Here is a 20,286-nt window from a genome sequence, read left to right on the forward strand (position 1 = left end):
GGTATCTCCCATGAAAATCAGGTGCCAACACGCCCCCATTCAGCCCCCCTCGCAGACATCACCCAGGGGGATCTTCAGGCGCGCCAGGCGATAGAGCAGCGTGCGGCGAGCGACGCCCAACTCACGTGCGGTACGGGTGCGATTGCCACGGTTTTTGTGCAGGCAATCGATCAGGAATACTCGCTCGACCCGTTCCAGACGTTGACGCAACGTTGCATCGACGGACTCATCGGTGGGGGGGGCAGACAAGGACAAATGCGCGGGCAGGATCACACCGTCATCGCAGAGCAGTACCGCACGGTCCACCAGGCACTTGAGTTCACGGACATTGCCGGGAAAGGCGTGACTCGACAGTTGGTCAAGGGCTGCGCTGGACCACGACACCGGTTCGCGTTCAAGGGCAAGAGAGGCCTTTTGCGCAAATTCACGCGCCAACAACAACACATCGTCGTCGCGCTCGCGCAAGGGCGGCAGTTCGATGGGAAATTGCGCCAGCCGGTAGTAAAGGTCTTCGCGAAAACTGCCTTGGGCGACCATCGCGGCGAGATCACGGTGAGTCGCGGCGATGATGCGCACATCCACCTTGTGTGCCGCGCTGGCGCCCAAGGGGCGCACTTCGCCCTCCTGTAGAACCCGCAGCAACTTGGCCTGCAGCGACAGCGGCATGTCGCCGATTTCGTCCAGGAGCAGCGTGCCGCCGTGTGCCGCATCAAACAGCCCGGTATGGTTGCGTTCAGCCCCCGTGAAAGCACCTTTGCGATAGCCAAACAGCTCACTTTCCAGCAGGCCTTCGGGAAATGCCGCACAGTTCTGCACCACGAACGCTTTGCTGCGACGCGCCCCCGCAGAATGGATAGCCCGCGCCACCACCTCTTTACCCGTTCCCGTCTCCCCTCGCAGCAATACGGTGTAGGAGGTATGCATGACCTTGCCAATCAGGCGGTATGTCTCATCCATGGCCGTACTGCTACCGACCAACCCAAATTCTGCACGGGGAGCCGGTGTGCATTGATTCTGTTGGGCGACGCTTCCCAGGGATGGCTGACAGCGCAGCAAAGCCAGTTGCATCAAGGTAAAACTACCCAGTTGGCTCAAGGAGACGGAGTAGTCCTGCAAGTGTTTCCGGCATTGGCTGGCACACAGCAATACGCCGCTGATGGCCTTGTCCCGGTTGAACAACGGCACACATGACAGCGCTGCCCAAGCTGTCTCCATCGCAGGCAGGAAGCCGTATTCGTACACGCTGCTCGAGAAGTCCTCCAGGCTAAGGGCCGTTTGATGGCTGAGTACGTAGTGCAATACCTGCTCGTGCTGGAAGTCCTTGGTGCCGACCGGATCACCGGGGCAAAGCACCCCGGATAAATGCTGGGCAATCAGCTGGAGTCGGCCTGTGGATTCATCTCGCCAGTACAACTGGCTGAGTTCGCACTGGCTAAGTTGCGCCACCGCCGTCACACACAATCCGGGCAAAGAGGCTTCGTCGCCATCGATGCCCAAGCGGATGAACCAGCCAAGCAACGCGTCGGCGTAGGCCAGGGGATGGGACAGTTGAGTGGATCGGATATCCCTCATTGGCTGAGCTCACAAATGGGATAGCCACTATCCGCCAGGCGCGCATGCACATTCGCCAAGCATTCACCCTGGGCCATGGCCGCCAGCAGCCGATCCGCCACCTGCGGCAACAAATGGAGCTCGATCCATTGGTCTATGTAACGCGCACCACTGTCTGCGTGGGCACAGTGTTCGGCCATGTGTGCAACCAGCTCTGGCGTATAGCTGAAAGCCAGCTTGCGTAGACGCAACCGTTGTCCCAAGCGTTCCAGCTTGAGCCTTGCAAGGTCATGCAGAACCTCACCCTTGATCGGGTAATACGGCACCACACGCATGCGGGCCAGCAATGCCGGTTTGAAATAATCGCGCAACAGCGGACGGATCGCCTCTTGCAGCACATGCATGTCAGGCCGTTGATCGCCAGCACACAGTTCACCGATACACTCACTGCCGAGGTTGGAAGTCATCAGGATCAGTGTGTTGCGAAAGTCGATTTCCCGGCCTTCCCCGTCATTGACCAGACCCTTGTCGAAAATCTGATAGAACAGGTTCAACACTTCCGGGTCGGCTTTCTCGACCTCATCGAGTAGCACCACCGAATACGGTCGTTGGCGCACGGCTTCGGTCAGCACACCGCCCTCGCCGAAACCGACATAACCGGGCGGTGCGCCAATCAACCGCGACAGGGAGTGTTTTTCCTGGAACTCCGACATGTTGAGCGTCGTGACGAAACGTTCACCGCCATACAGTAGATCGCCAAGGGCAAGTGCTGTCTCGGTCTTGCCTACACCGCTTGGGCCGACCAGCAGGAACACACCGACCGGTGCGTCGGCTTTGTTGAGCCCCGTGGCAACGGCGCGCAAGTTGCGGTCCAGGGCCTGCACCGCCTGTTCCTGGCCAAGAATGCGCGCGCGCAGCGCATCGGCAAAGCCCAGCGCCCGTGCGCTGTGCTCAAGTGCCAGTTGTTCAACCGGGATACCGGTCCAGGCACTGATGACCTGGGCCACCAGGCGCGGGCATACCTGCTGCGGCACGGCCTGTTGCTCAAACCAGTGCTGTTCCTGCTCCAGGCGCTCACTTTCCATTGCATCCCTGCGCAGGTTCAACGCGTGCAAGATCTGCTCATCCACGGCGAACCCTGCGTCCCTGTCACGACTTAATGCTTGATGCTGCCGCATACCTTCCGCTTGCTCCGCGTACAAGCGTTGTAATGCCTCCGGTGCTGTCTCCCGACGGACCCGCAAGCGAGCACAGGCCGTGTCCAATACATCCACCGCCTTGTCGGGCAACTGGCGCCCGGACAGGTAACGAGCACTCATCTGCGCCGCCGCCACGACGGCATCGTCACGCACATATACGCCGTGGCTGCGCTCATACACCGAAACCAGTCCGCGCAAGATCGAAACCGCCTGCTCGACGCTGGGCTCGCCCACCCGTACAGGCTGGAAACGCCGCGCCAATGCCGGGTCCTTTTCGAAGTATTTTTTGTATTCCGACCAGGTAGTGGCAGCGATGGTGCGCAGTTCGCCACGAGCCAGGGCTGGCTTGAGTAGATTGGCGGCGTCGGACGCGCCTGCCTGGGCGCCTGCCCCGACCAAGGTATGCGCCTCATCGATAAACAGGATCACCGGCGGAACTGAAACGTTGACCTCATCGATCAAGCCCTTGAGGCGCCGCTCGAATTCACCCTTGATACTGGCACCGGCCTGGAGCAAGCCCATGTCCAAGGTCAGCACCCGGACATCCTGCAGTGGTCCCGGCACCTGCGCAGTGGCGATGCGTAGCGCGAGGCCTTCGACAACGGCCGTCTTGCCGACCCCGGCTTCGCCGACGAGTATTGGGTTGTTCTTGCGGCGGCGCATGAGGATGTCAATCAACTGGCCGATCTCGACATCCCGGCACAACACCGGATCAATACGCCCTTCATGGGCCTGGCGCGTCAGGTCGTGGGTGAAGCGTTCCAGCAGTGACTCACCCTTCGGGGCAGGGTCAGTACCAGGTGCCTGGCTCCGCACAAAGTCGAGCACACGCTGCGCATCCAACCGATTCAATGAAACCTGATAGACACTCCCCGCGTGGTGCAGCGGATGACGCAGCAATGCCAGCAACAGGGCGCCGTGATCGACCTCGGTCTGTCGCAGTTCCAGATGGGCAACCATCAGGGCCTGTTGCAGCCACTCTACAAGCGCCTGGGCAAACACCGGATTGCGCGAAGCACTCGCCTCCCCTTTGGGTTGCAGTGCAGCTTGCAGCTCGCCGGTTTCGATGCCCGCATCTGCCAATGCCCTTGCCAGAAGGCCGTCGTGATGCTCCAGCAGGGCCAACAGCAGGTCTTCCACCAACACCTCCCGGCCGCCGCGCGTTACACAGCGTTCAGCCGCGCGAACCAAATCGCGACGAGCCTGGGGGGTCAAGGTCTGGATAAGTTGTTGCAGGTCCACATTCATCATAATGATTCATCCCTCATGAGCGTTGCTCGGCACCATGACCACACCATCGGCGTACTCATGTGCCAGCCAACTGGTCCAGCCGAGGCGACAGACGTTGTGTTCGCCAATGTGCAACGGTCGGATCTCTTCTTTGGCAAGCACCAGGCGCAGGTCATATTCCAATGGGTCCCGCGCCGTCAGCCGCACCAATGAGCACAGCAGCGGGTAGTCCGCACCCGTGGGCAGAAACCCATGGAGTTGCTGCCACCGCAGGCCCTGCAGATGCACCCTGAACTTGCCACTGCGGTCGGCCACCTGGCTGCCCAATACCTGGTCATGACCAAGCACGCTGTTCGCGACGCCGAGCCGGTTTCGCTGTGAGTCGGCGATGACAACCGTGCGCAGTACCCATTGCTCGATGAACAGCCGGTTGTGCTTGAAGTAGTAGCGCAGCACCGTCTCGATCAAGGCCGCCGAATGTGCCCGCAGGCCTAGCAGCCCCAAGTAGGGCAACAGCCGTTTGCAGTTCAATTGCGCGACACTGCGAATCTGCCGCCCCCTCAACCCGATCAACGCAAACATCTGCTCGGAAAAGGCGTCACGCGCACCCGCCTGGAAACACGCCCGATAACGATATTTGCGCCAGATTGGCAGCATCAGTCGTTGCAGGCGGTGATGAAACACGTCCAGGAAATCTCGCGTAGCGTTGCCGCCCACCCCGTCGCCATAGGCCTGCTCGCCATAAAACGCAGGTAACGGCGACCCCGCGCCACACAAGCCCAAGACGTTGAGGCGAAGGCGTGCGCGCAGCTGTTCGTGCTCGACAAAAAAATCCACGCGATCAATATCGTGCCCGGGAAAACCGAGGCCAGGGTTGGCTTGAAACTCCAGCAAGTCATACAGCGCGTCGTCATCCAACAGAGGATGGGCATCGCGCAGACGCTTGATCACCTGCAAAACCGCCTGGAACAGCGAATATTCGCGGATGATCCGCGACAGTCGCGTCAAAGCAGAGGCTGCTGCCCCATCCGTGGTGGCCATAGATACACGTCTCCTTGTGTGCTGATGACTCTTAGTTCGTGATAAGCATTGAGGCTGGCGTAAAGCGCAAAGAACTCGTTGAGCACTGACGCAAAAATGAACACTTCGCCCGCCCCCAAGAAACCCTGGGGATCAATCTTCAGATCAATGCGTACTCCGCGACACGGCAAGCCGCGGTGCAAGCGGTCAACCGATGAATGACTGACGGATCGCATTGCACCCAACTTCCGCTCACTGACCTTCTGCGCCAGCCGGTCGTGATAGCGCGGCAAGTCATAGGTTTTGAGAATCACCTTCAAGGCGTCGATATCGCTCAGTGACAGGTAGTTGAGCGACATGTTGCTGATAAGCCGCCAGAGAAAATCCTGGTCCAGAGGCGGAGACAGACTGGCTGTCGGCGCGCAGATATTGCGAAACGACACCCCCTCCGGTGTCTGCTCGCACGGCCGGTTGATGTCGCCTAACTGCAACAGTCGGGGTAGGTTGTGATTGGTGCACGTCAACTCGATCGACAGTGTTTGCTGGTCCAACTCGGGGCCGCTGCCAATCCCAAGCCAGGTGTCCAGCCCGGCATGCTGTGACGATGGCCGTTGGCGAATGCTGTAGCTGGGCGGGTTTTCCGGTAGGTCGGTATCGCCATCATGTTCAAAGGATTCGAACGGCACGTAGGCCTCATATCCACGCCCACCTGGCTGCCAACCCGTTACACGGTCTACGGAAAATACACTTGCGTTCTCCCGCGAATACTCGCCGGGAATGAGCAGGTACTCATCTTGCTTCCCGTCCAGGCGAATGGGCACCGCGTCATGCTTGAACAGATTCACGATGGGTGTGCAGTAGAGCTTTACGTTATCCAGGGTGGGCTGTTGGGACTCACGCCATGGCGTGCGTAACTCAAAGCGCATTATCAGGCCACGTACCTGCTTGAGCTGCTCACCGGGCAATCTGTGCAGCACGTCCATGCCCCCCACATCGACAAACAGGAACTTGTCAGGAAAGGCAAAATACTCCTGCAGATGGCGATACCCCGGGAAGGTATTCTGCGGATAGGGGATCAACGCCTGTTCCTCACTGAAACCCACCGGTTGTACCTGTTCGGCACCCAGTCGCAGTGATATTGCCTCACCGTCGGGCCCGCTGACGGGCAGTCCATCTTGGCCCAAAGGCAACAGCTCGATACCTTCGAGGTGGCGCAGCAGGCTCAGGTATAACGCCTGGCTGATGTAGCTATCCCCGGCCAGATGCAGGCGCAACTGGTCAAAGGCCCAGTCACTGAAATTACCGGCGGCGCTCATGTGCAGGCGCAGGCTCAACACGCCCTGCCCTGCCTGTGTGCTGTACTCCAGGGCGCTCAGTTGCAGCGGTAGAACCTGTGTGGCGTAGCAGGTACGAAAACGGCATCGCTCACCGTTGACTGCGGCGCTTTCCACCGACGTATCACGCGCCACCCACACACCGGGACCTGAGTGCTTCAACGGGTCAAATTGCAGCATGCTGAACGCTGGCATTGGGCGCATGTAGTTGGGCCACAGCAAATGCATCAGCGAGTGTGTGAGTTCTGGAAGTTCGTCGTCGAGTTTTTGCCGCAAGCGCCCCGTGAGAAATGCAAACCCCTCCAGCAGCCGCTCGACATCGGGATCCTGGCCAGACTCTGCGAGGAAAGGGGCCAGCGCAGGATTGCGCTCGGAGAACTGCCGTCCGAGCAGTCGCAACGCACTGAGCTCACTTTGGTAGTAACGGTTAAAAGACATCCGGCAAAACCTCTACCCGACCGGCGTCACAGAGTCGCGCGGTAAACACCACCGGTTGCTTGACACCCTTGACCGTCAGTGTGGCTTCGATAGCGAACGCCAGCGCCAATGGATCCTGGTCCCGCGGCAACGTCCTGACCCGCACATGCTTCAAGCGTGGCTCGTACGCCCGGATAAATCGCTCGATCAACAAACGCGATTGAGTCAATGACTCATGCAAGCTCTGGTTCATGTCGTTGAGGTCGGGCAACCCGTAATCCGGCAGTGTCTGCACGCTGCCGGCACGGATACTGAGCATTTTTCCCAGATGCATCGCGACAGATGTCACGCCACACGCGGGAGTAGCCGCCGGACGTTCAAGACGCTCGAAAAGGCGTTGGTGGTGGGACACTCCCTGGCCGCTGCTCATTCTTTATCGAGCTTGCCGACCAGGGACAGCGTGAAGTCGGCCCCCATGTACTTGAAGTGCGGCCGTACACTCAGGTTGACGCGGTACCAGCCGGGCTCACCGTCGACATCACTGACAACGATGCGCGCCGCGCGCAATGGCCGTCGTCCACGCACTTCGGCACTGGGGTTTTCCTGATCGGCGACGTACTGGCGAATCCATTTATTGAGTTCCAGCTCCAGGTCTGTGCGCTCCTTCCACGAACCCAATTGCTCGCGCTGAAGAACCTTGAGGTAGTGGGCCAGGCGATTGACCACCATCATGTAGGGCAGTTGGGTACCCAAGCGGTAATTCAGCTCGGCTTCCCTGCCCTCGGGACTGAGGCCAAAGTGTTTCGGCTTCTGCACCGAACTGGCGGAGAAAAACGCGGCATTATCGCTGCCCTTGCGCATCGTCAAGGCAATGAAGCCCTCTTGCGCCAGCTCGTACTCACGGCGATCGGACACCAGCACTTCCGTCGGGATTTTGGTTTCGATCTCACCCATGCTCTGGAAGTGATGCAACGGCAAGTCTTCCACCGCACCACCGCTTTGCGGGCCGATGATATTCGGGCACCAGCGAAAGCGCGCGAAGCTGTCAGTCAGGCGCGTGGCAAAGGCGTATGCCGTGTTGCCCCACAGGTAATGTTCATGGCTGTTGACCACGTTTTCCTGATAAGCGAAGGTCTTGACCGGACACTCAACTGGATCGTAGGGCGTACGGAGCAGGAAGCGCGGCACGGTCAAGCCGATATAGCGTGCGTCTTCGCTTTGGCGAAAACTTTGCCATTTGGCAAATTGAGGACCTTCGAAGTGGTCCTTCAGGTCTTTCAGGTCCGGCAGGCCGGTAAAACTCTCCAACCCGAAGAACGCCGGCCCGGCGGCGGCGATAAAAGGCGCGTGGGCCATGCAGGCCACGCTGGATGCGTACTGCATCAGTTTCACGTCGGGTGCACTGGGAGACAGAAAGTAGTTGGCGATAATCGCGCCCACCGGCTGACCACCAAACTGACCATACTCAGCACTGTAGATATGTTTGTACAACCCGGACTGGGTCACTTCCGGTGAATCCTCGAAATCTTCCAACAGGTCTTGCCGGGAGACGTTCAGCAGTTCGATCTTGATGTTCTCGCGGAAGTTGGTCCGGTCAACCAACAACTGCAATCCCTTCCAGGCGGCTTCCAGGGCCTGGAATTGCGGGTGGTGCAAAATCTCATCCATCTGCAGGCTGAGCTTCGTGTCGATCTCGGCAATCATCCGATCGACCAAGCGTTTCTTGACGGGCTCACCACGATTCTGCGGCTTGATCAGCTCTTCGATGAACGCCGAGACGCCCCGCTTGGCAATGCCATACGCCTCGTCGTCTGCACTCAGCAGAGTCTGGGCAACGATGTTGTCGAGAATGCTGAATTGATCATCGGTGGGTGCTGGCAGTGTGTGTTGTTGTGTCGTCATGCGGTCAGTGTCCTTTTACTGAAAAATGTCAGGCGTCAGGCGTGTCCAGCCCCAGTTCAGCCAATACCCGAGCGCGGGACTCGTCATCGGCCAGGGCCTGCTCGATAGCCTTGCGAAAGCTCGGGGTGTTGCCCAAGGGGCCTTTGAGCGCCATCAGTGCCTCGCGCAACGCCATCAGTTTGTGCAGTTCGGGCACCTGCTCAACCAGGTTCGCGGGATTGAAGTCCTTCATTGCATTGATACGCACCTCAATGGCCAACTCCTCAACGCCTGCATCCTCCTGCAGGCGGTTGGGCACGTTCAGCGTCAGGCTCAACGCCTGCTTGGCCAGCACGTCATCAAGGGTGTTCTTGTCGATCGCGATGGGCTTGCGATCTTCGAGCTTGCGCACGTCCTCACGTTGGATGAAATCGCCCAGCACCAACAGTTTCAGCGGCAGTTCGACTTCTTCCTGCGCTCCGCCGATAGCGGGTTTGAACGTGATATTGATGCGTTCCTTGGGGGCGACCGAAGCTTCTTTGGCCATGGTGTCTCTCCTTTTTCAAGTGGCTCGAAAGCCTATTCAAGTACCGCTTCCAGATCGAAGAGGCACAGCCTGCGATGGGTGTCTTCCTTGCGCTCGCGCACGGCGTGGTTTTGTGGCAGCAGGTCGCAGCAGCGATACAGAAGCTGGGCAACTTGAAGTGCCAGCTCCGGTTCCCAGCGCTCAAGGCCTGTGCGTTGCAGTTCGTGGTCCAGGTGTTCGAGCTGGATCTTCGCCAGCTCATGCTTGCCCGCCTGCACACACAGTCGCGCCTGTGCCAGCCGCCAGTGAAAACGCGCGCGATCACTGCGAGCGGCGAGACTGCCTTGCTTGAGCTCATGGATCGCGGCCTTGAGCCCATCCTTGCGCAACCTGGGCGCTACCGCCTGCAAGGCGAGCTCCCAGGGCTCGGCTTCGGAATCCACCACGGCGGCTGATTCGGGTACTTGCAAATGCCGGCTGACCTGCAGCGTGATCCAGTCACGGCTGGCGGCGTCGGCAAAAGGAACGCGGTCGTGAAAGCAGAACGACGGCAGGTCCGGCAAGCGTTGCAACAGCAAGGCGAAGGCAACTTCCAGCTCGAGCATGGCCTGCTCGGCCTGCAAGGCGTCCAGGCATTGCCAGAGCATGCGCAACCCATCGAACCAGAACATGGCACCGGCCAGACTGGCCTCGAGTTCAAGTACCAGGTCGGCGTAATGCCCTTGGGCAAAACGCTCCTGATAACGCTTGAGCTTGTCAGGGGCAGGCCCGCGCAACGCGGTCACCCGTTCGTTGTCGGCATCCGGGTAGCTGGACAGTGCCAACCAATTCAATGTTCGGTTGAACCGCAAGGCACGCAGGTCGGTAGCGTTCTGGCGCAGCCACCAGGTACACAACGGGCGGGCCTGCTCCTGCAAGGTACGTAGCAACTTGCTGGCGTCTTTTTCGTTGTTCACAACGGCTTCGGGTTTGAGCAATTGGCTGGCCGCTTGCTGGACCTGCGCAATGACACCGCTTAACCCCGCCGCCGGGGTATCGTCCTGAGCCGCACGCTCCAGTCGTTGAGCCAATTGCCTGCGAATCGGCAGCAGCAACGGCGCGTCATCCGCGAAGTGCTTGGCCCATAGCTCATCGAGACTTATCAGTTGCTCAAGCACAGCGCGAAACAAGGGCTGCTGGTTCTGCAACGGCAAGCCTTGCGCGAACAAAGGCTCGAGGCGCAACACCAACCAAGCGAATGCTGCGCCACGGGTACGCAGCTTTTCGGGGTAGGCCACCGACCAATGATGCTCGCAGAGATAGCGCAACATCCCGAGCCCCGCCAGCAGCCCCGGATAGGATTCGCGCTGGTGCAAGGCCCAGGTCAACCAGACCGCCACGCGTAGATCCTTGGATTGTTGCCGTAACAGGCCTTCGCTGGTTTCCAAAACCTTGTGCCAGTCCGGCTGACTGCTGCCATGGATCGATTGCGCCTTTGCCAGCTCGGACTCCAAGGTTTCATACTCACTCGAAAAGCGCATATCGCTGCCCGCAAAACTTGTTTGCGTACAGGGCATCCTCGCAACTTCTAGATAGTAATCACACAGCTTGTCCGAATACGACATTCAACACCTGATGCAACTAACCAAGACAGGAAAAAGCCAACTAGCGACACTTAAAAAGGACACCAACAGGCCGTCTTAACCTTGCTGTAACTTCTGCAAAGTTCCCAAACCTTAGCCACGCCAAAAGCATTCAGCAAGCGACAGAGAAATACTTAATCCTTTTCCTACAAACGCGAAAACAAAGCCACTGCGCAGCATTTTGCGCACTGAGGCAAAGGTGCGATTTAGACTCTATTTACAACTCCCCTATTTAACCCGCGTGTGCACTGAGCAATTAGATGCGCAGCTCTGCGCAACTAAATACGCCATATAACTACCAAAACCATCTCGCCTGATTATCACTCCAGCCTTATTTAACGCCAAACCCCTGTATTTATTAACCCGCTCACTTTCAGGCACGGTTTTTGTAGTAATGGTGACTTGCCCAACCGGTGTCATGATCGGTTGGGACTACCTCTTCAATCAGACAAGGAAACCCGTCATGCCAACACCCGCCTATCTTTCCATCACCGGCGTCAAACAAGGTTTGATCACGGCAGGCACGTTCACCCAGGACTCGGTAGGTAACATTTACCAGGAAGGCCATGAGGACCAGATTCTGGTCCAGGCGTTTGCTCATCAGGTGATCATTCCCCGCGATCCTCAATCCGGCCAGCCCACCGGCCAGCGGGTCCACAAACCCATGATGATCAGCAAAGTCTTCGATAAATCCTCCCCGTTGCTGTTCAGCGCACTGACCAGCGGCGAAGAGGTCAAGTGCCGGCTGGAATGGCTGCGCACCTCGTCCGCCGGCACCCAGGAGCACTACTTCACCATCGAACTGGAGGGCGCGACCATCGTGGACATCCAGTCACGCATGCCCAACTGCCAGGACCCGGACAACGCCCACTTCACCCACCTGGAGGATGTGTATTTCACCTACCGCAAGATCGTGTGGACCCACGAAGTGTCCGGCACTTCCGGGTCCGATGACTGGCGCAGCCCGGTTACGGGTTAAACCGGATTAACCAGGGAACGGTGCCAAGGAAGGCGCCGTTCCTGACAGTGGGCTACACCATCGCCAGAGGGTGCTTGCGCTTGGGTGCGCCAAACACGCGGTCAATCGCGTCGAGGTCGTGCTCATCCAGCACCAGCTTGGCGGCGGCTGCGTTGAGCCGCACGTGCTCCGGGGTGACCGCCTTGGGGATCGCGATCACACCGTCCTGGCGCAACACCCAGGCCAGGGAGACCTGGGCAGGTGTCACCTCATGGCGACGGGCGATCTGCTTGAGGGTCGGGCTGGCCAACAACTCGCCACCCTGGGCAATCGGACAGTACGCCATCAAGGGCAAGTGATGCTGTTGCCACCACGGCAGCAGGTCGAATTCGATACCCCGCTCTTCGATGTTGTAGAGCACCTGATTGGTGGCGCACGCCGGGGATGCGAGTTCCTGCAGGTCGGCCACATCGAAATTGGAGACGCCCCAGCGGCCGATCTTGCCGGCTTCACGCAGGCGCTCGAAGGCTTCGACGGTTTCCTCAAGGGGGTGTTGGCCGCGCCAGTGCAACAGGTAGAGATCAATGTAGTCCGTGCCCAGGCGCTGGAGGCTGGCTTCACAGGCACGGGGCACGCCCTTGTGGCTGGCGTTGTGCGGGTAGACCTTGCTCACCAGGAACACCTGGTCGCGCCTGCCGCGAATGGCTTCGCCGACGACCGTTTCGGCGCCGCCCTCACCATACATTTCGGCGGTATCGATCAGGGTCATGCCCTCGTCGATGCCCAGTTGCAAGGCCGCGACTTCGGCGCGGTGCTGGTCGGGATTTTCGCCCATGCGCCAGGTTCCCTGGCCGATGACAGGGACGGGAACGCCCGCCAGATCAATGGTACGCATGACAACCTCCTGATGAGTTCGCGGATTAACAGTGTGGCATTGACCGGACAAAAGGGTTCAATCGAAGTAAGGTTAGCCTCTGCCAAGTCACAGGAAGAACCTGTAATGCTGTTTGTCGTCATGCTCGGGGGCAAGCACCCACGGGCAAAGATTGAAGTGCACGATGTGGTGTTCGCGGTCGCGGACACGCTGGAAGCGACCTACCCGCAACTACGCGCCGGTTGGTTCGGCAGCCCCAAGGGTGTGCACATCGATGCCTGGATGGCCGTGGAGGGCGTGGACGGTTGGACAGTCGAACTGAGCCATCTGGCCCCGGCTGCTGGTGCACATCACCTGTACTTCATCAACCTTGGCGGTTACGAAGCCAACAGCTTTGGCGAAGCCCACCACTACCTGCTGGTGGTGGCCCGCAACAAACAGGAGGCCACGCGCAAAGGCAAGCAACAGATGCTGCGCCACTGGTCCCAAGCCCACACCGATGGGGTGCTGGACATCGACGACTGCCTGCCCATCGACCTGGTAGACGGTCGCTATATTCATCTGGTGCAGGGCCCGCACCGGCGAATCATCCAGCAGAACGACTACATCGTCCTGAGCTGAACCCTACCCGAACGGGGTATGGCGCCCACCGGCCACCTGCCTGACAGTGCAATCAGTCCCTCAGCCTGATAACAAGCACAACTCAAGGTGGGTCCCCATGCGTAAAGCCTTTATCGCCCTGTTCAGCGCCGCATTGCTTGCCTCCGCCACCTTGAGCCAGGCCACCGACGACCCAGGCAATACCTTGCGCATCTACAACTGGGCGGACTACATCGGCGACACCACCCTGGCCGATTTCGAGAAAGCCACGGGTATCAAGGTGGTCTACGACACCTACGACTCCTACGAAACCGTGCAGGGCAAGCTGCTTTCCGGACGCTCCGGGTATGACCTGGCCCTGCTCAACGCCTCCCTGGTGCCGCTGCTGATCAAGGGCGGCGTCTTCCAGCCGCTGGACAAGTCCCAGTTACCCGACTGGAAGAACCTTGATCCATTGGTGCTGAAAAGCCTGGAAGCCCACGACCCTGGCGTCACCTATTCCGCGCCCTACACCTGGGGCAGCAATGGCGTGACCTACAACGTCGACATGATCAAGGCGCGCATGCCGGACGCGCCTATCGGTTCCCTGGCGATGATTTTCGACCCGAAGGTGGTGTCGCGCTTCGCCGATTGCGGCATCACGTTCATGGATTCCCCCACCGACATGATTCCCCTGGCCTTGACCTACCTCGGCCTGGACCCTAACAGCGTCGCCCCAAAAGACCTCAAGGCCGCCCAGGACGTGTTGATGGCGGTGCGCCCGTACATCCGCAAATTCGACTCCAGCGGTTTCATCAACGGTTTGGCCAACGGTGATCTGTGTCTTGCCACCACCTGGTCCGGCGACTACGCCACGTCCCAGGCACGGGCAACGGAGGCCGGGGCCAAGATCACGCTGGACTATTTCATTCCCAAGGAAGGCTCGCTGATCTGGTTCGATAACTTCTACATCCCCGCCGATGCGCCCCATGTGGCCAACGCCCACCGGTTCATCGAATTCCTCCTGCAACCCAGCACCATGGCCGGCGTCAGCAACACCATCCACTACGCCAATAGCAACCTGGCCGCCAAGCCCTTGGTGAATGCCGATATCCGCGACAACCCGGCCATCTACCCCGACCCGACGACGATGCAGCGCCTGTTCACCCAGAAAAGCCAGCCGCCGGCCGCTGTACGCCTGATCACGCGCACCTGGAACGCCGTGAAGACCGGCAAGTGACCCCCAGCCATTGAAGGTAAATGCCATGACTCTGCCAAATCCCGCTTTCTTCGCCCAGTTCGACCACGACAAACTGGACGCCGCCGACAAAGCCCACTACATGCACGGTTTCCATATGTTCGACGAACACCGTGAACAAGGCTCGTTGAACATCGCGATGGGCGACGGCGCCTACATCTATGACACTCACGGCAACCGTTACCTGGATGCGGTCGGTGGCATGTGGTGTACGAATATCGGCCTGGGTCGCGAGGAAATGGCCGACGCCATCGCCAACCAGGTGCGCCAACTGGCGTACTCCAACCCGTTCTGTGACATGGCCAACGTCACCGCCATCGAACTCTGCGCCAAGCTCGCGAGCCTGGCGCCCGGCGACCTTGATCATGTGTTCCTCACCACTGGCGGCTCCACGGCGGTGGACACGGCCTACCGACTGGTGCAGTTCTATCAGAACAGTCGCGGCAAACCGACCAAGAAGCACATTATCTCGCGCTTCAGCGCCTACCACGGCAGTACGTTCCTGACGATGTCGATTGGTAACAAGGCCGCTGACCGCGCGCCGGAATTCGACTTCATGAGCGACCTGTTCCACCACATCTCTTGCCCCAACTACTATCGTGCGCCGGAGGGGATGAGCGAAGCAGACTTTCTCGACTTCCTGGTGAACGAGTTCGAAGACAAGGTCCTCACCCTCGGTGCGGACAATGTGGCGGCGTTCTTCGCTGAGCCGATCATGGGTTCCGGCGGCGTGATCATTCCGCCCCAGGGCTACCATCGGCGCATGTGGGAAATCTGCCAGCGTCATGACCTGCTGTACGTCGCCGATGAAGTGGTGACTTCATTCGGGCGCCTCGGTGCGTTTTTCGCCTCCGAAGAGGTGTTCGGCATGCAGCCCGACATCATCACCACCGCCAAGGGCCTGACTTCCGGCTACCTGCCGCTGGGCGCGTGCATTTTCTCGCAGCGTATCTGGCAAGTGATCGGTGAGCCGGGCAAGGGCCGCTGCTTCACTCACGGTTTCACCTACAGCGGGCATCCGGTGAGTTGCGTCGCCGCACTGAAAAATATCGAAATCATCGAGCGGGAAAACCTGCTGGCCCATGTCGAAGAGGTCGGCGTGTATCTGGAACAACGCCTGAAGACCCTGGCCGACTTGCCCCTGGTAGGCGACATCCGCTGCCAGCGCCTGATGGCCTGCATTGAGTTCGTGGCGGATAAACGCACCAAGGCGCTGTTACCGGACGCGGTCAACATTGGTGAGAAAATCCACCTGCGCGCCCAGGCCAAGGGCTTGCTGGTGCGCCCCATCGGCCATCTGAACGTGATGTCACCGCCACTGATCATCACCCACGCCCAGGTCGATGAGGTGGTGGAGACCCTGCGCCAGTGCATCCTCGACACGGCAGCCGAACTGCGCGCCAGCGGCGAGTACCTGGGCCGATGACCTATAGCGCCGAGCCCGTCTCGGCGTTGTGGCCTGGGCATCGACGGCCGGGTAGACTGGCCGTCATGACAACCACCAGCCCTGCCCCCTCCCTGCAGCAACTGGAAGCCTGGCACCACGCCCTGGGCCAGGCGCTTATTCATGTGGACGAGGCCTCGTTCCTCGGACACCTGGCCAGCGCGCTCTGCACGCTCACGCCCATCGAATCGATGATGATCAGCCTGGAACGCCAGGGCCTGCCGCCGCACTTGCTGTATCAGCAAGGCATTCCCCGCACCTACCAGGACGAGATCATCCACCGCTACTTTTCCCGTGGCTACTTGCTCGATCCCTTCTGCCTGGCAGTGGACAAGGGCCTGGCCGAAGGTTTCTACCACTTGGCCGAGATTGCCCCGGACGACTTTTTCAACAGCGAGTACTACAAGACCTATTACCTGCGCAGCGGCGGCGCCCAGGAGAGCTACTACATTGTCGACCTGTGTCCCCAGAGCAAGATTTCTCTGTGCATGTTCCAAGGCTTGAGCGCCGGGCAATTCACTGAGCCACAACTGGCGCTGCAGAAAGCCACCCAAGCCATGGTCCGCGAATTACTGCGCCGTTTCGGCACGAGCGGTGGCCTGACCAAAGTGATCAGCGACGACGCCTTCACCCAGACCCAGGCCCATCAGCAGATTGAAGCCGCGTTCATGGAATTTGGCAGCGGCGTATTGACCGTTCGTGAACGTGAGATCGCCCACTTGATCCTGCGCGGGCATTCGGTGAAATCCACCGCGCAAGTGCTAGGCATTTCGCCGGAAACCGTGCGCATGCATCGTAAGAATCTGTACACCAAGCTGGCGATCAATTCCCAGGCCGAGCTGTTTGCGCTGTTTATCGAATGGCTGACCTGCAGTGGCGCCATGGCCCGCAGTTGAACCACTCAGGCAATCGGTGGGAACTTTGCCAGGAAATAACCGCCTGAATCCGGTAGGCTCACCCTTTTCATTCAAGGAGTTACTTCCCATGGCCAAAGCCACCGCCCGTCACATCCTCGTTTCCACTGAAGACAAGTGCAACGAACTCAAGGCCCAAATCGAAGGCGGCGCCGATTTCGCAGAGATCGCCAAAGCCAACTCCAGCTGCCCGTCCAGCCGCGACGGCGGCAACCTGGGTTCGTTCGGTCCAGGCCAGATGGTCAAGGAATTCGACACTGTCGTCTTCAGCGCCCCGGTCAACACCGTGCAAGGCCCTGTGAAAACCCAGTTCGGCTACCACCTGCTGGAAGTCACCAGCCGCCAGGACTGATCCAGTCCGCGCTGATGCTTTAAACAACGGCCCGCCTTTTGGTGGGCCGTTGTGCATGTGATGACTGGCGACGCTGATGCCGTTAGCGTACAAATCCCTTTTCTACTTCACACGGCGTTCAAGGCTGACAATGCGATTGGCTTTTTCCTACATTTTGAGTTCGACCCTGGCCCTGCTGCTGGCCAGCACCGCCGTGATCGCGGCACCTCAACCGTACCTGACTGTGTACGGCGAACCGGCCAAATACCCCGCCGGCTTTACCCATTTTGACTATGCCAACCCGAACGCCCCCAAGGGCGGCAGCCTGCGCCGCTCGGCCATCGAGATCGGGCGCTTTGACCACGTGTTGCCCTATATCGACAAAGGCATCGGTGTTTCCCAGGTCGACGGCTGGCTGTATGCGCCCCTGGCCCAGCGTTCCCTGGACGAGCCCTACACCGTTTACGGCCTGGTGGCCGAAAAGATGGAGCGCGCCGACGACGGCCTGTCGCTGCGTTTTTTCCTCAACCCCAAGGCTCGCTTTGCCGACGGCAAAGCCATCACCGCCGAAGATGTGCGCTACAGCTTCGACCTGCTGATGACCCAAGGCAGCCTGCGCTTTCGCACGCTGTTTGCCGACGTCAAGCACGTCGAAGTCGAGGGCGAACGCCAGGTGCGCTTCGATTTCTCCAGCAATGAAAACCGCACCCTGCCCCTGGACATCGCCACCCTGCCGGTCTTCCCGGAACACTGGTGGAAGACCCGCGACTTCGCCAATGGCGGCGGCTATGAGGCGCCTCTCGGCAGCGGCCCCTATAAAGTCAGCAAGGTCGACTCCGGCAGCACCATCACCTTTACCCGCGACCCGAGCTGGTGGGGCAAGGACCTGCCCGTCAGCCGTGGCCTGTATAACTTCGATCACCTGAGCCTGGAGTACTTCGGCGACACCGAAGTGGCCCGCCAGGTATTGCGCGGCGGTGCCTACGATTTCAACCGCGAGTTTTCCGCCACCGGTTACTCCATCGGCTACAACGGCCCGGCCCTGGATGACGGTCGCCTGCAACGCGCACACCTGGCCAAGGAAATGCCGCAACCGGCCCAGGGTTATGTGTTCAATGTGCAAAAACCGATGTTCAAGGACCGCCGCGTGCGCCAGGCCCTGGCAATGCTGTGGGACTTCGAATGGGCCAACCGACAGATGATGCGCAACATGTACATCCGCCAGCAGAGCTTCTTCTCCAACAGCCCGCTGGCGGCCAGCCAGCCGCCGACCCCGGAAGAACTGGCGATTCTTGAACCCTTGCGCGGCCAGGTGCCGGACGAAGTGTTCACCCAGGTGTTCAAGGCGCCGGTCACCGACGGCAGCGGCATGATCCGCGACAAGCAATTGCAGGCCCTGGCCTTGCTGGAGGAAGCCGGCTGGAAACCGGACGGCGATAAACTGGTGAATGCCGAGGGCGAACCGCTGGAATTCACTTTCCTTAATGCGCAAAGCGGCATGGAACGCCTGCTACTGCCGTACAAGCGCAACCTGGCGCAAATCGGTATCACCCTGAATATCCGTCGTATCGACTCCTCCCAGTATGTGAACCGCGTGATGGCACGGGACTACGACATGATCGTCACCGGTTTTCCGGTCACCACCTCGCCCGGTATGGAGCTCTACAACTACTTCGGCTCGGCCGCCGCGTTCGATCCCGGCGCCAACAACTATATGGTGCTCAAGGACCCGGCCGTCGACAGCCTGATCAAGGGACTGGTCAAGGCCGACAACCAGGCGCAGATGCTCACCTACGCCCACGCGCTGGACCGGGTGCTGCAATGGAATTACCTGTGGATTCCCAACTACTACCCGCCCGGCACGTCCGCCGCGTGGTGGAACCGCTTCGGCCGCCCGGCCATCGAGGCGAAAAACGACGAAGCCCTGGAAACCTGGTGGGAAATCAGCCCCACGCCCCTGACCAACGAACAAATGAACGCTGAGTTGAAAAAACGCGGAGGTGCGCGCTGATGTTTGCCTATATCGTGCGGCGCCTGCTGCTGATCATCCCGACGCTGGTGATCATCCTGCTGGTGAATTTCGTGATCGTACAAGCGGCCCCCGGCGGCCCGGTGGAGCAAGCCATTGCTCACTTGCAAGGCATTGGCGGCGGTAGCGTCGGTGGTTCCTCCGGCGAAGGCATCAGCGGCGGCTCCCGCGCCAGCCGTGGCCTGGACCCGAAGTTGATCGCGGACATCGAAAAACAATACGGCTTCGACAAGCCGGCACCGGAACGCCTGTGGCTGATGCTCAAGAGCTACGCGCAGCTGGACTTTGGTAACAGCTTCTTTCGCGGCAAGACGGTGATTGACCTGATCCTGGAAAAGATGCCGGTGACCATCTCCCTCGGCCTGTGGGCCACGCTGATCACCTACCTGGTGTCGATCCCCTTGGGGATTCGCAAGGCGGTGCGCCATGGCAGCAGCTTTGATGTGTGGAGCAGCACCGCGATTGTCATCGGCTATGCGATGCCCGCGTTCCTGTTTGCGATGTTCCTGATCGTGGTGTTTGCCGGCGGTACCTCGCTGAACTGGTTCCCGGTGCGCGGGCTGGTGTCGGAGAACTTCGAAGACCTCAGCACCGTGGGCAAGATTGCCGACTATTTCTGGCACCTCGTATTGCCGGTCACCTCGCTGGTCATCGGTGGGTTTGCCACGCTGACCATCCTCACCAAGAACTCGTTCTTGAATGAAATCACGCGCCAGTATGTGGTGACCGCCCGTGCCAAGGGCCTGAGCGAACGGCGCGTGTTGTACGGCCATGTGTTCCGTAACGCGATGTTGCTGGTGATCTCGGGGATTCCCCAGGCGTTTATCGCCGTGTTCTTCGCCGGTTCCCTGCTGATCGAGGTGATCTTCTCCCTCGATGGCCTGGGCCGCATGAGCTACGAAGCCGCCGTCTCCCGCGATTACCCGGTGGTCTTTGGTTCGTTGTTTATCTTCACCTTGTTCGGCCTCTTGATAAAACTCATCGGTGACCTCTGCTACACCCTGGTGGACCCGCGTATCGACTTCGCCGCGAGGAACGCCTGATGCTTAACCTGTCTCCCGTGGCGCGCCGCCGTTTCGAACGCTTCAAGAAAAACCGCCGTGGCTGGTGGTCGCTGTG

The 20,286-nt window shown here is 59.7% G+C and carries 17 protein-coding genes; 8 read left to right on the forward strand and 9 right to left on the reverse strand.

The features are described from left to right. Positions 1-39: 39 nt before the first annotated feature. From HX812_RS11110 to tssA, 8 genes are read right to left on the reverse strand one after another with little or no spacing between them, the layout of a single operon-like run. Positions 40-1,572, reverse strand: a complete 1,533-nt coding sequence (locus HX812_RS11110) for a sigma-54-dependent Fis family transcriptional regulator (RefSeq protein WP_038843854.1) — start codon at positions 1,570-1,572, stop codon at positions 40-42. Further along, positions 1,569-4,001, reverse strand: coding sequence for an AAA family ATPase (locus HX812_RS11115; protein WP_038843852.1), 2,433 nt, complete (start codon positions 3,999-4,001; stop codon positions 1,569-1,571). Before HX812_RS11115 ends, HX812_RS11110 begins: the two co-directional genes overlap by 4 nt. A gap of 6 nt (positions 4,002-4,007) precedes the next feature. Continuing rightward, positions 4,008-5,021 (reverse strand): type VI secretion system baseplate subunit TssG, encoded by a 1,014-nt coding sequence (gene tssG / locus HX812_RS11120; protein ID WP_038843850.1) that lies wholly within the window; start codon positions 5,019-5,021, stop codon positions 4,008-4,010. Continuing rightward, the gene (gene tssF / locus HX812_RS11125) at positions 4,985-6,772 is read right to left on the reverse strand and encodes a type VI secretion system baseplate subunit TssF (RefSeq protein WP_038843848.1); all 1,788 of its coding nucleotides are present in this window, start codon (positions 6,770-6,772) and stop codon (positions 4,985-4,987) included. Before tssF ends, tssG begins: the two co-directional genes overlap by 37 nt. Beyond that, positions 6,762-7,181 carry a type VI secretion system baseplate subunit TssE gene (gene tssE, locus HX812_RS11130; RefSeq protein WP_218169839.1) on the reverse strand — a complete coding sequence of 140 codons (420 nt, stop codon included), beginning with the start codon at positions 7,179-7,181 and terminating at the stop codon, positions 6,762-6,764. The genes tssF and tssE overlap by 11 nt, the downstream gene beginning before the upstream one ends. Next, a complete protein-coding gene (tssC, locus tag HX812_RS11135; RefSeq protein WP_038843846.1) occupies positions 7,178-8,653 on the reverse strand; it encodes a type VI secretion system contractile sheath large subunit in 1,476 nt (491 codons plus the stop codon). The genes tssE and tssC overlap by 4 nt, the downstream gene beginning before the upstream one ends. A gap of 28 nt (positions 8,654-8,681) precedes the next feature. Continuing rightward, positions 8,682-9,179, reverse strand: coding sequence for a type VI secretion system contractile sheath small subunit (gene tssB, locus HX812_RS11140; protein ID WP_038843843.1), 498 nt, complete (start codon positions 9,177-9,179; stop codon positions 8,682-8,684). 32 nt (positions 9,180-9,211) lie between these two features. Then, the gene (gene tssA, locus HX812_RS11145; protein ID WP_080642354.1) at positions 9,212-10,762 is read right to left on the reverse strand and encodes a type VI secretion system protein TssA; all 1,551 of its coding nucleotides are present in this window, start codon (positions 10,760-10,762) and stop codon (positions 9,212-9,214) included. Between the two features lie 481 nt (positions 10,763-11,243). Between tssA and HX812_RS11150 the strand changes: the two genes are divergently transcribed. Then, on the forward strand, positions 11,244-11,759 hold the full coding sequence (locus tag HX812_RS11150) for an Hcp family type VI secretion system effector (protein WP_033902356.1): 516 nt from the start codon (positions 11,244-11,246) through the stop codon (positions 11,757-11,759). 52 nt (positions 11,760-11,811) lie between these two features. On the opposite strand, the gene HX812_RS11155 is transcribed toward HX812_RS11150, so the two are convergent. After that, entirely contained in the window at positions 11,812-12,633 is an 822-nt protein-coding gene (locus HX812_RS11155; RefSeq protein ID WP_038843839.1) for an aldo/keto reductase, read from the reverse strand. A gap of 105 nt (positions 12,634-12,738) precedes the next feature. Here HX812_RS11155 and HX812_RS11160 point away from each other — a divergent pair, with 105 nt between their 5' ends. From HX812_RS11160 to HX812_RS11190, 7 genes are all read left to right on the forward strand, one after another. Further along, positions 12,739-13,233 carry a DUF1543 domain-containing protein gene (locus HX812_RS11160; RefSeq protein ID WP_038843836.1) on the forward strand — a complete coding sequence of 165 codons (495 nt, stop codon included), beginning with the start codon at positions 12,739-12,741 and terminating at the stop codon, positions 13,231-13,233. Positions 13,234-13,330: 97 nt separating this feature from the next. Continuing rightward, positions 13,331-14,431 (forward strand): polyamine ABC transporter substrate-binding protein, encoded by a 1,101-nt coding sequence (locus tag HX812_RS11165; RefSeq protein WP_038843834.1) that lies wholly within the window; start codon positions 13,331-13,333, stop codon positions 14,429-14,431. Positions 14,432-14,456: 25 nt separating this feature from the next. Next, a complete protein-coding gene (locus HX812_RS11170) occupies positions 14,457-15,875 on the forward strand; it encodes an aminotransferase (RefSeq protein WP_038843833.1) in 1,419 nt (472 codons plus the stop codon). Positions 15,876-15,940: 65 nt separating this feature from the next. After that, positions 15,941-16,789, forward strand: coding sequence for a response regulator transcription factor (locus HX812_RS11175; RefSeq protein ID WP_038843832.1), 849 nt, complete (start codon positions 15,941-15,943; stop codon positions 16,787-16,789). Positions 16,790-16,877: 88 nt separating this feature from the next. Then, positions 16,878-17,159, forward strand: a complete 282-nt coding sequence (locus HX812_RS11180; protein WP_010210937.1) for a peptidylprolyl isomerase — start codon at positions 16,878-16,880, stop codon at positions 17,157-17,159. A 130-nt stretch (positions 17,160-17,289) separates the two neighbouring features. Then, positions 17,290-19,149 carry an extracellular solute-binding protein gene (locus tag HX812_RS11185; protein ID WP_038843830.1) on the forward strand — a complete coding sequence of 620 codons (1,860 nt, stop codon included), beginning with the start codon at positions 17,290-17,292 and terminating at the stop codon, positions 19,147-19,149. Continuing rightward, complete coding sequence (locus HX812_RS11190) at positions 19,149-20,210, forward strand: microcin C ABC transporter permease YejB (protein WP_038843829.1); 1,062 nt, start codon at positions 19,149-19,151, stop codon at positions 20,208-20,210. Before HX812_RS11185 ends, HX812_RS11190 begins: the two co-directional genes overlap by 1 nt. Positions 20,211-20,286 lie beyond the last annotated feature (76 nt).

Origin of the sequence: Pseudomonas sp. IPO3749, assembly GCF_013386605.1 — a bacterium.
Taxonomy (GTDB): domain Bacteria; phylum Pseudomonadota; class Gammaproteobacteria; order Pseudomonadales; family Pseudomonadaceae; genus Aquipseudomonas; species Aquipseudomonas azotoformans_A.